Origin of the sequence: Companilactobacillus farciminis KCTC 3681 = DSM 20184 (assembly GCF_002706745.1) — a bacterium.
Taxonomy (GTDB): domain Bacteria; phylum Bacillota; class Bacilli; order Lactobacillales; family Lactobacillaceae; genus Companilactobacillus; species Companilactobacillus farciminis.
Genome location: NZ_CP017702.1, coordinates 749592 through 761703 on the forward strand (window position 1 = coordinate 749592; position 12112 = coordinate 761703).

At 36.1% G+C, this 12112-nt stretch carries 10 protein-coding genes; 8 read left to right on the plus strand and 2 right to left on the minus strand.

Annotation, left to right across the window (positions count from 1 at the left end; genetic code table 11):
• Positions 1 to 295 precede the first annotated feature (295 nt).
• From LF20184_RS03540 to LF20184_RS03550, 3 genes are all read left to right on the plus strand, one after another.
• Positions 296 to 637, plus strand: coding sequence for a hypothetical protein (locus LF20184_RS03540; protein ID WP_010020609.1), 342 nt, complete (start codon positions 296 to 298; stop codon positions 635 to 637).
• Complete coding sequence (locus LF20184_RS03545) at positions 634 to 1386, plus strand: hypothetical protein (RefSeq protein ID WP_010020607.1); 753 nt, start codon at positions 634 to 636, stop codon at positions 1384 to 1386. The genes LF20184_RS03540 and LF20184_RS03545 overlap by 4 nt, the downstream gene beginning before the upstream one ends.
• A 117-nt stretch (positions 1387 to 1503) precedes the next feature.
• On the plus strand, positions 1504 to 2799 hold the full coding sequence (locus LF20184_RS03550; RefSeq protein WP_010020605.1) for an SLAP domain-containing protein: 1296 nt from the start codon (positions 1504 to 1506) through the stop codon (positions 2797 to 2799).
• A 47-nt stretch (positions 2800 to 2846) separates the two neighbouring features.
• Here LF20184_RS03550 and LF20184_RS03555 read toward each other — a convergent pair whose 3' ends face one another.
• The gene (locus LF20184_RS03555; RefSeq protein ID WP_010020603.1) at positions 2847 to 4307 is read right to left on the minus strand and encodes an ArnT family glycosyltransferase; all 1461 of its coding nucleotides are present in this window, start codon (positions 4305 to 4307) and stop codon (positions 2847 to 2849) included.
• 621 nt (positions 4308 to 4928) lie between these two features.
• Here LF20184_RS03555 and LF20184_RS03565 point away from each other — a divergent pair.
• The 5 genes from LF20184_RS03565 to relB all read left to right on the plus strand — a co-directional run bounded on the left by LF20184_RS03565 (position 4929) and on the right by relB (position 11059).
• On the plus strand, positions 4929 to 5123 hold the full coding sequence (locus tag LF20184_RS03565) for a hypothetical protein (protein WP_010020601.1): 195 nt from the start codon (positions 4929 to 4931) through the stop codon (positions 5121 to 5123).
• 599 nt (positions 5124 to 5722) lie between these two features.
• A complete protein-coding gene (gene nrdJ / locus LF20184_RS03570; RefSeq protein ID WP_010020600.1) occupies positions 5723 to 7963 on the plus strand; it encodes a ribonucleoside-triphosphate reductase, adenosylcobalamin-dependent in 2241 nt (746 codons plus the stop codon).
• Positions 7964 to 8097: 134 nt separating this feature from the next.
• Positions 8098 to 8523, plus strand: coding sequence for a CopY/TcrY family copper transport repressor (locus LF20184_RS03575; protein ID WP_010020599.1), 426 nt, complete (start codon positions 8098 to 8100; stop codon positions 8521 to 8523).
• Positions 8516 to 10564 carry a heavy metal translocating P-type ATPase gene (locus LF20184_RS03580; protein ID WP_010020597.1) on the plus strand — a complete coding sequence of 683 codons (2049 nt, stop codon included), beginning with the start codon at positions 8516 to 8518 and terminating at the stop codon, positions 10562 to 10564. The genes LF20184_RS03575 and LF20184_RS03580 overlap by 8 nt, the downstream gene beginning before the upstream one ends.
• Positions 10565 to 10831: 267 nt before the next feature.
• Positions 10832 to 11059 (plus strand): type II toxin-antitoxin system RelB family antitoxin, encoded by a 228-nt coding sequence (gene relB, locus LF20184_RS03585; RefSeq protein ID WP_010020596.1) that lies wholly within the window; start codon positions 10832 to 10834, stop codon positions 11057 to 11059.
• A 56-nt stretch (positions 11060 to 11115) separates the two neighbouring features.
• Here the strand turns inward: relB and LF20184_RS03590 are convergent, their stop codons facing one another.
• Positions 11116 to 12108, minus strand: coding sequence for a sensor histidine kinase (locus tag LF20184_RS03590; RefSeq protein WP_010020593.1), 993 nt, complete (start codon positions 12106 to 12108; stop codon positions 11116 to 11118).
• Positions 12109 to 12112 lie beyond the last annotated feature (4 nt).

A 12112-nucleotide genomic window follows, 5' to 3' on the forward strand; every position in this document is an offset into this window, starting at 1 on the left:
GACTTGGAGCCTTTGCTAAGCCCAAGTTCGGGCAAAGTCTTCAAGCTCGGTCTTTCACTAGGCAATAAATTGCCAAGAGAAATTTATTGCTTAGTGAAAGGTCAATCTTGGAGATGATTCCCGGGTCTGGAATTAGCTTCAAGTTGCGCCCAGTACGTTCCAGCATCCACAAAGCAGAACGGACGACGACATTTAACGGTAACCTAACTTAAGAAGGAACTGTATTCTGAAAATGTTCTCTTTTTTTGTAATTAGAAATTATGTTAACCTTAAATCATATTTACAGGGGGTATCTATGAAAAATCGAGTCATTAAGAACTTTGTAATGTTCTTATTTTTTTGGACGATTATCGTTGTCGGATTGAATTTGTTGCATGGGAGAAGTTTTTGGACTCATCTTCCTTGGGAAGTTTATCTTATTTTCCTATTGTCGCTGCTTCAATTGACAACTGCTTTGAGCAAAAAAGTTATTTCAAGTATAGATTTTGTGATTTTCTTTGTGTATACGGTGATAAACAGTAGTTATTTTGGATACACCAATTGGACTTCACTAGTGATTTTTGCAATTATGGCGTTGTTTTTCACGGCAATTACAATATTTATTGGAAATCAGTTTAAAAAAGGAGACCATCGATGAAAAAACTCCTTGGTTTGCTGGCGTTGTTGACGCTAGTTTTGGCGGGGTGTAGTTCTCAAAAACAACCCCGAGATACAAAAGAACAGACTAAATTGATTCAGAAAAATAAAAAGGCATGGAATAACAAGCTGAAAAAAACTCAAGTAATAAAATTTCCAGGTGAAAAAATTATTTCCGTACCTTCAGGCTATAACGATGAAGATATGTCGTTGGCACGTTTCAAAAGTGGCAGTCAATTGGTCGTTAAAGCTAGGGTCATTAATCTAGAGCCAGAACCAACACGTGTCTTAACACCGGAGACTAAAGCATCAATCTATATTGATAAGGTTATTCAAGGAGACAAGTCTTTGAATAATTCAACGGTTAAAACGGAATTTTCGGGAGGTTTGATTCGTGCTCAAAATTATTTGGTGAATGTTGAAGGTCAATATACTGGTGAACAATTTGGAGTTAAAGATCCACAAACGCTAGTGTACGGACAAACTTTGACAAAGCCAATGCCCAAAATCGGTCAAACGGTGATTTTAGGATTAAATAAATTTCGTGCCATCAATGAACATCAAGAAAAAATGTATCAGAAAATGGGATTGACGGAGAACTTTTATACAATAAATAATCCAGAAGTCACTTTTTGGATTAAAAAAAATGGTAAATATCGTTTGAATAATCCAGCCTTCTATCAAGCCAAAAATCAGTCAAAGTATACGAATATTTTTAAAATTACCAAATATTTCAATCAAAATTTTTAATAAACTTTAAGTAAGTTTTAAATATTTTGCGAAAACCGAATAAAATATGCCATCCCTTTATAATTGAAGTATATATGATATAAATTCATATATATTAAAAGTATGGAGGGGTTTATATTGAAAAAGAGTACATCATTACTATTTAGTGGATTGCTAGTTTCTGGTATGGTTCTTGGTACACTTCCAATGACACAGACTGTTCAAGCTGCTGATAAAGTTACTACTCAAGCCGCTGCTAGTGTAACTAATAACGTTACTTATGAATACAATGGAGAAAAAGTTGGTCAAAAGACTTTACAAGGAACTGAAGGCCAACCATTAGGTTACTATCCAGATGGTTATATTTATTCTGGTAGTATCGCAAACTTCCAAAAAGATGGTGCTAACGTTACTGTTAACGTAACTAAGATGATTTCTGCAAAGGTTAATTACGTTGATCAAAACAATAACTTAGTTAATTCTGAAGTTGTTAATGGAGGAGACGGCAATAAGTATACTTTGACTGATATTCCAGCTGGTACTACCTTGTTGAACGATGCTGACAAGACAATTACCTTGGAAAATGGTAAAGAATACAATATCAAAGTTAACAAACAAGTCTTCAATACAGTGATTTTCAAGACTGCTGACAATACAGAAGTTGGTCGTGCTGAAATCTACAGCCAAAATGTTGGGGACACAGTTGATTTAACTGACAGCCAAATTCCTAGTGGTTATACAACAACTACTAAATCAGTAACTTTGCAAAGCGACAACAATACACAAATCGTTACCGTAACAAAGAATGCTGATTCCGAACAACCAACTGGTGTCGTAACAGTTAAAGACCAAACAGCTCAACTATATACAAACTACGGTAATACTATCAGTGGTCGTACATTGGCAGCCAATAGTTCATGGAAATACTATGAATCAAAGACTATCAAGGGTGAAACATACTACCGTGTTGCTACAAATGAATGGGTCAAAGCAAGCGATGTATCTGCTGAAGCTACAACAAGCAATGTCACACCATTTGACAATACTGTAACAACTAAGGATGCTATTACTAAAGTTTATACTAAAGATGGTCAAGCAGTTACTGGTCGTGCTTTGAATGCTAATTCAAGTTGGAAGACTGCTAATAAATTAGTTCTAAATGACGAAACTTATTACCAAGTTGCTACAAATGAATGGGTCAAAGCAAGTGACGTAACAGTTAATAATGACACTACTGGAGTTACACCTGCTAAGGGCGTTGTTACAATCGGTGGCAGTGTTGCTCAATTGTACACTAAAGATGGTCAAGCAATTACTAGTCGTGCTTTAGGACCTAATAGTAAGTGGCAAACAGCTAATAAGATGGATCTAAAAGGTGAAACTTATTATCAAGTTGCTACAAATGAATGGGTTAAAGCAAGTAGTTTAGCCTAATCAAAAAAATCCTCACTAGAATGTAAAAATTCTAATGAGGATTTTTTTTAATCTATTTGATCAATATTGAATGATTTCTTTTGTTTTAATTTAGAACCACTTAAAACTTTAATCGTGTTGTAAATACCTAAACTTGCCATAACAGAAATTATTGGCAAAAATTCAATTCGGTAGCGACCTTGTACTTCAATGATCAGCTGCACGACTGCAAAAGTCATCAGTGGCAATAATAGTAAATAAAGGTTGTCGTCAAACTTAGTTTTAAATAATGACATCGAACCGATCCAGGAGAAGACTATCAAGACAACCGAACCAAGATAAGAAATGTAGTTGACTAAATCGACAGTCTTTTGATTGTGATTCATGGAGAAATTAGCTCCATCAGTTGCAAGTGTTCGGGATGACCAAAGCAATTGCGTCTTCTTAATGAATAATTTGATCCAAGCGTGATTTTCATTGAGATAAGTTATTTCGTCTTTTAAAGCAGCCTTTTCAACTTTACTCATTGTGGCTCTTGATTTGCTGGCATCAATCAAACGTTCCATATCAGGTGAGTAAGTACCAACTGACTGATAGTTCAAACCAGTAACGAATTTCCATTCGGGGTCATTGTTGGCCAAACCGTATTCGTTCATACCAGATGCTTTGATTCCCCAACCGGCTAAACTAAAGAGCACAAAGTAAATGATCAAGGTCATTAAAACTTTCAAAGATGCTTTGTAATTACGTTGTTTCCATAGGAGATAGATCAGTGTAAAGACAACGATTCCGGCGATTATTACAGGACCGATAGGTCGAATCAGACAACCGGCAGTCAGCGTAACTCCAGCAAGAGCATAAGTCCAAGTCTTATTTTGAATGATTAAATAGAAAGTTATCAAATAGAGTAGTGAACCTAAATATTGGTTACTTGTCTCAGCGTTTAATGCGAACCAATCTAAGTCAATCATCAATAGAAGGACCGATAAACGAGCCATTTTGATGTTGTTGAAAATTTTATCAACAAGTAAATAAGTAAATAGTAAGGTTAGACCTTGATAAATGACATTTAGAAATTGAATAGCGAAGATGTTGTATCCAAAAACCTTTGAAACTAGATAAGCATAATACATAAAACCGGTTTGATAAGCATATTTAGAAAAATAATCATTGTCGGTTTGGTAGAGTGGATCGCCAATATCGTAATGATAAAGCCTCAACCAGAAATTACCGTAATCGCTGACTTGTGTTTTCGGTACTAATGATATCCAGATCAAAGCGATGACCATGAAGAAAATAATCATTGAGAATAAAACTAATCGATTGATATTTTTATCATCGGTTCTGATTTTCATCAAGCTGAATCCGGCCACGGCGATAACTATTAAAGCTATAAATAAAACGATAATGTTACGAAGCGGATTTTTAAATAAAAATTCTTGATAATAATATAAAGCCATCAATAACAAGACAGCAGTTGTAAAAATACCTACACAAGCTAGGATGGCCTTACTAATAAAGTTTTGCATTTTAAGAATAAGAGATTCCCCCCTATATTATTAATCGTTGGATGTGTTCCCTACATTATTTAATTCCTAAAAGATATTTTGAGATTGGAAATATTTCTCCCTAGCTTTAAATAACATAAGTAATATTACCATAGCAGTGTTACTTTTTTTAGTTACTATTCCAAATGGGTTCTTAAAAAAATTTGGTTAATGTAAAATGCCGTCTTCCACACAAGTCCTGTGATTGGCTGGAACGCTGCCGGCACTATTTTGAGCTTTTGCATGGCCCCAAAGACGCAAAATCTCAAAACTAGGCCTTTTTGTAAGTGCTAAAGCACTAACAAAAAATTTGGCGGCTGAGCCATCACAGAACTTGTGCTCCAGACTGGATCCTAGTTTTATTATTTATCTCGTTTAATTCAAAAAAATGAAATCATATATAGTGAATAATAGAACTCTTCTACATTTTTAAATAACCAAACTATGACAAGAGCCAAATGCACAGAGAAAGTAAGGCATTAAAAAAATATTTTTCTTCGTATGCCAAAATAGCTAAGATATTGTTAAGCTTCGATTGAATTTAAATTTAACTTTTTGGACGGGATTATAATGAGCTTGAAAATGTGATAGGAGGAATTTGCGATGCAAACTTTGGACCAATCAAAAATATATTATCGAAGATTAACCGTTTTGGACGTTATAACGTTCATGATGATAATTGGCTGTTTATTTTTCACAAAGGGTTATCTGATTTCATTGTTATTGATCGTTGTTTATCCTTTCAGTCATTCGAAAGTATTAGTCTCTGAAACTAGAGCTGGTAGCGATAAAATTTAGGTTCGGAAGATGGATTGGGATCATTATCGAAAAGATCATCAAATTGGTTTATTCTCACAATATAATTCACAAGTTACATCTCGCATTGATCAAGTAAATTTATAGATATCACGTTATGAAGACGCCGTTATAAGTCGGTTAAAAGGTTGGAATATCTAATTAATCAGCGTTACAAGAAAGTATTTTAAGGCAAGGTAGCAGAGAAGTCTTTTGATTCGTTATGAATTGAAAGGCTTTTTTTCGTTCTAAAATTATTTTTCTTGTGGAACACCTGACGTGACAACCATATGTTCGTGTCAAGGATAAAATTTGGCGTTATCCACTTGAATTTCGGTCCAAAGTTTAAATTAAAAAAATCATTGCTAAGTCTTTCGATTCGATATTAGAATAGTAATTGCGACCTTAGATTTTTCGCTTAAAATTCTTAGGAATTTATTAAATTACGAGTAGTCCTTTTTTTGATTGCAAATGCCGAAATGACAACCACAAGATTTAGTGCTAATTTATTCGCCAAATAAATTTAAATACAAGATGTTGTTATTCAAATCAAATCGGGGTACTATATATTGTGTTATCAAAAAGTTGTGGAGTGAATGTTAATGAACACTATTAATAAAATTATTTTATCAGATGACTTCGTTGACGAAGTAAAAAAGACAGTTAAACCCCACTGGGGTGAATTGGGCTGGGTTACATATAAACGTACCTATGCTCGTTTTATTGACGAATTAGGCCGGACTGAAAACTGGTCTGAAACTGTTAAACGTGTGGTTGAAGGCAATATCAACTTGGACCCTCGTTTACAAAATGATGATTTAACCGATGAACAATATAATGGCTTAGTTAAAGAAGCCCAAGAACTTTATAAGTTGATCTATGGATTAGCTGCCACTCCTTCAGGTAGAAACCTTTGGATCTCTGGAACAGAGTATCAACACCGTAATGGGGATGCTTTGAACAATTGTTGGTTTATTGCTGTTAGACCACAAAAATATGGTGAAAGTCATATCGTTCCTTCATATCTACAAAAGGATCAATTGGCTGTTTCAATGCCATTTTCATTCATGTTTGATCAATTGATGAAGGGTGGCGGCGTTGGTTTTTCCGTTGTCCCATCAAATATGAAGTTGATGCCAGTTGTTGACGAAAAGGTTAAGTTGACAGTATTGATCGGCAAAGAAAGTGCTTCTTATAAAGATTCAATCGCTGCTGGTGCTGTAGATCGTGACGAATGGTTAGCTAATAATTCTTATGACAACAAACGTCACTATGAATTGCCAGATACGCGTGAAGGCTGGGTTATTGGTAACGCCAATATGATCGATGCTCACTTCAACGACACAAATGATGGCTTGAACGATGTAGTATTAGATATTACTGATATCCGTGCTAAAGGTGAAAAGATCAAAGGTTTTGGTGGTACTGCTTCAGGTCCTGTACCATTGATTGAAATGTTCTTTGACATCAATGAAGTTTTGAACAATGCCGTTGGCAGAAAGTTGACTTCTGTTGACTGTACTGACATGGGTAACTTGATTGGTAAGACCGTTGTTGCTGGTAATGTTCGTCGCTCTGCAGAGCTTGCTTTAGGTGGCGCTACTGATGATAACTTTATTACTATGAAACAAGATCAAGAAAAGTTATATCACCACCGTTGGGCTTCAAATAACAGTGTGGCAGTTGATACCAAATTTAATAAGTATGCGCCTATTGCTGATTCAATCACTCATAATGGTGAACCAGGAATTGTTAACCTTGAATTGTCACGTAATTATGGTCGTGCAATCGATGGCTATCAACCAGGTATCGATGATGGCGTTGAAGGAACTAATCCTTGTGGAGAAATTTCTCTAAGCAATGGTGAACCATGTAACTTGTTTGAAGTCTTTCCATTGATTGCTAGTGAACAAGGTTGGAGTTTGGAAGAAGCTTTCTCATTAGCTGCTCGTTATACAAAACGTGTTACATTCAGTAATTACGATTGGGAAGTTTCTCGTAAAGTTATTCAAAAGAACCGTCGTATCGGTGTTTCAATGTCTGGTATTCAAGACTGGATTTTGACAACATTTGGTAATCGTGTTGTGACTGGTTTTGAACCTACCACAGATCCTGAAACAGGTGAAACAGTTCAAAAACCTATTTATGATCAACGTGTTGCTGACAAGTTTGATGACTTGTACAAGACTGTTGTTAAGGCTGACAAGGAGTACTCAAACGCATTAGGATGTAAGGCATCTATCAAGCACACAACTGTTAAGCCATCCGGTACAGTTGCTAAGCTTGCTGGTGTGTCTGAAGGTATGCATTTCCACTATGCAGGTTACTTAATTCAAAGAATCAGATTCCAAGACTCAGATCCATTGCTACCAGCTTTGAAAGCTTGTGGATACAAGATCGAACCTGATATTTATACAAAACATACAATGTGTGTTGAATTCCCAGTTAAAGCTGAAAATGCTGATGATCCTAACTTTGCATCAGCCGGATCAGTTTCTATTGCTGAACAATTCGCTACACAAGCTTTCTTACAAACTTATTGGTCAGACAATGCGGTTAGTTGTACGATTACCTTCCAACCAGAAGAAGGCGACCAAATTGCTCCATTGATGTACCAATACAGAAATGTAACTAAGTCAACATCACTCTTGCCATATACTGGTTCAGGCTTCAAGCAAGCTCCTAAAGAACCAATCAATAAGAGAGTCTATCAAGAACGTGAATCAGAAGTTGACGAAAACGTCGCTGCGGTTTTTGCTAAACAAAATGATAATCATGACAAGAAAGACATCGAGCTAGTCGATCAATCAGATTGTGCTGGTGGCGCTTGTCCAATTAGATAATAATCAATAACTCACTGATCAGATGATTGGTGAGTTTTTTTGTTGAGCGTTTGACTTTACTTCTAACGTTTACAGTTGTAAACTGTATTTTGTTGAGAAAGATTACAATTGTAAACCGAAAAGGAGGAATCGACATGAAAGAAGTTGAATCCATGAGCCGTGCTGAATGGCAGGTAATGAGGATCATTTGGACTTTGGGTCAAGCCACTAGCAAGCAAGTAATTGATTTTTTGGAGAAAAAGACTGATTGGAAGGCTGCCACAATTAAGACTTTGATAGGTCGTCTACAAAAGAAGAATTTTTTACAAGCTGAAGAAACTAAACGTCCTTATGTATACCGGCCATTGATTTCAGAAGATGAAGCGATTCATGATAGTGTCAATGACTTATTCGATAATCTTTGTTGCATGAGAAAAGGGTATGCTATCAAAGATTTGATCGATAATTCTGAAATATCTAAGAGTGATATCTCAGCAATTATTGAAACCCTCAATCAAAAAAAAGCGACAGCTCCAGAAGTTGTTGAATGTGATTGTTTGGAGAGTGATTTGAATGAATAATGAAGAGATGCACGATATGAAAAATATGGATATGGATCATTCAACTATGGGCATGTCGGGAAGTCATATGATGATGCACGGTGGTCATATGATGGATATGGGGGACTTGAGACAGAAATTTTGGATCTCACTTGTTTTAGCAATACCAGTATTTATCCTTTCACCATTTATGGGCTTGAATTTGCCATTCCAAGTTCAATTTCCAGGATCTGATTGGATAGTTTTAGCACTAGCAACAATCCTTTTCTTCTATGGTGGCAAACCATTTATCAGTGGTGCCAAAGGAGAATTAATGTCCAAGCAGCCTGCAATGATGACTTTGATCACTATGGGTATCAGTGTTGCTTATATTTACAGTCTATATGCTTTTGTTGAGAACAATTTATTACATTCTTCAACGCACATCATGGACTTTTTCTGGGAACTGGCATCTTTGATCGTCATCATGCTGCTAGGTCACTGGATTGAAATGAAGTCGACGATGAGTGCCGGCAATGCTTTACAAAAAATTGCTTCATTAGTACCAAGCAAGGTACATATGGTTCACGATGATCAAACAATGGATCATGATATTTCAATGGTTAAGGCCGGCAATGTTATTGAGGTACGTGCTGGTGAATCGGTTCCACTCGATGGACATATTATCAGTGGTTCTAGTTATATCAATGAATCTTTGATCACCGGGGAATCTAAAGCGGTCAAAAAAGAAGTCGGTAGCAAGGTAGTCGGCGGATCAATCAACGGTGAGGGTACGATTCGTGTAAAAGTTGATAAATCTGCCAATGAGGGCTACTTGTCTCAAATCAGTAAACTAGTATCTGATGCACAAAATAATCGTTCTAAGACGCAAATGTTAGCCGATAAGGTATCTAGCTGGCTGTTCTATGCTGCTTTGTCAGTAGGAATCATTGCTTTTGTTTATTGGTTGATTTTTGGCGATATGAATACAGCCTTAAATAGATTAGTGGCTGTTTTGGTTATCGCTTGTCCGCATGCTTTAGGTTTGGCAATTCCTTTGGTTATGTCACGTAGTACTTCAATTGCTGCAACAAATGGTTTGATTATTCGTGACAATCAAGCAATGGAAAATAGTCGTAAGATTGATTATGTAGCCATGGATAAAACTGGTACTTTGACAGAAGGAAAGTTCACGGTTAATGGTTTGCAAAGTCTTGATAAATCAATCGATAATAAGAACCTATTAGCGATTATTGCCGGAATCGAAGGTGGATCTAGTCACCCAATTGCAAGTAGTATTGTCAGTTACGCGAAAGATAAAGAAATCCAACCAGCTGCTATCGACAATATCCAAGCTCTAAAAGGTTATGGGATGAGTGCTAGTTTTGATAACCGTCAATATTATTTAGTTAATATGAAATACTTGAGTGAACATGAAATTTCACTAGATAAGAAATTAGTTCAAACATATTTAGACAAAGGTAATACGATTAGTTATTTAGTAGCCGATAAAAAGGTACTTGGGTTCGTAGCTTTAGGCGATCGAATCAAGAAGAATACCATTGAATTTATCAAAGAATTAAAAGCTAGAAATATTACGCCTATTATGTTGACCGGTGATAATAAAGAAGCAGCTGCTATTATGGCTAAGCAAATGGGCATCGATGAATTTCGTGCTGAGTTATTGCCAGAAGACAAGCATCAAGTCATTAAACAATTGGAACTTAGCGGTCATCACGTTTTGATGGTCGGTGATGGAATCAATGATGCTCCTAGTTTAGCTTCAGCCACTATCGGTGTTGCTATTGGAGCCGGAACTGACGTCGCAATTGATTCTGCAGATGTAGTCTTGTATAACAGTGATCCTAGCGATATCATCAAATTCTTGAAATTATCGCATAATACTTACAAGAAGACTGTGGAGAATCTTTGGTGGGGTGCTGGATACAATATTATTGCTATTCCACTAGCTGCCGGTATTTTAGCAGGGATTGGTTTCGTTTTGAGCCCAGCTGTTGGTGCGGTAGTAATGTCACTTTCAACCGTCGTCGTAGCTTTGAATGCTTTGACTTTAAAAATGTAAATAAACGTTCAAATTCTTATAATTAATAGAAAAGAGCCAACTCAAATCAATGAGTTGGCTCTTTGTTTAGAAAGTGGTCTTGTTCACAAACCCAGTCTACAAGCGTAATTAAAACAATCTGTATATAGTCATGGTATTTTTTAGAAGAATACTGCATAATCAAATTATAGAATATTTTTTATATAATATTAAGTTGTGAATAGCATAACTATTGAAAAATTTGGTCGAACAATATACACTAGGGGCGACATAGGGGTGGTGACGAAAATGGCAACTATTTCAGTATACATAGACGGACGTGACGAACGAATGATTAAGAATTACGCTAAATCTAAAAATTTGAGCGTTTCAGCCTTTCTTCGTTCTGCTGCAGTCGAAAAAATTGAAGACGAAATCGACAGAGAGCTCTGTGAGAAGGCTGAACGAGAATTCAAAGATAATCCTCAAGATGTTTCTCTCGATGCTCTGGAAAAAGAGATGAGCAGCTATTGTTAAGTCCAAGAAATAACGATAAAGAATAAATGCGCGTAAGTTAAAAAGCTTACGCGCATTTATTTATAATAAGGCAAATCTAAGAAGGTAATAATTGTTTCTGTACCTTGATTTTCCTGAGATTTGATTTGGATAGTGTGACCGAGTTTGTCGACCATCTTTTTAACCAAATACAGTCCCATACCAGTCGATTTACTACCACTCTTGCGACCGTTAGTACCAGTAAAACCTTTATTGAAAACACGGCTGATATCTTGATTTTTGATACCAATACCGTTGTCTTTAAGGTGTAATTCAATATTTCCATCATGGGTAGTCGAGAAGATGTTGATCTTACCGCCAGTTGCGGTGTATTTTAAGCTGTTGGAGAGAATTTGGTTAATAATAAAGCTTAGCCATTTTTCATCAGTCAAAACTTTTTTGTCGGTGATCTCGAAGTGAATGCCGATTCGTTTGCTGATAAAGAGACGTTTGTTGGTTCTGATACAAGATTTAACGATGTCGTTTAAGTCTTGTTCTTGAATCAGATAGTCATTGGAGAAGTTATTCAAGCGAGCAAAGTACAGTGCTTGGTCGACTAAATAATCAATTTCTTCCAATTCTTGGGCGATTAATTCTCGGTCCAGATCGTCATCTTGTGACAATTTTAAAGCCGCTAAAGGAACTTTAATGTCATGTACCCATGATTCGGTATACTCTCGTTGATCCTTTTGATTCTGGTATAACTCTGTTAATTCGTTGCGATATTGCAGTGAAATGTTGTTGATCTTGTCTTGGATGAATTGCTGCTCGTTATTTCTAGCTCCAAATAGTTCTTTGGAAAGATCGTCTTGATAGTTTGATAGCTGTTCATACCAGCTCTTTTTGTGCAAATAAGAAACTGATAAATTGACGACCAAAAAAATTACCGCCAGAATCCAAGTATAAACGAGTGTCCCTAGGTGAAAATGAACTCTAGGATCGAGGAATAAAACTAATTCGACGAAGGTCATTCCCACTAGGACAATCAAAATTGAGTAAATGTGATCGCGCAAATATTTAAAAAATGTCATCTTT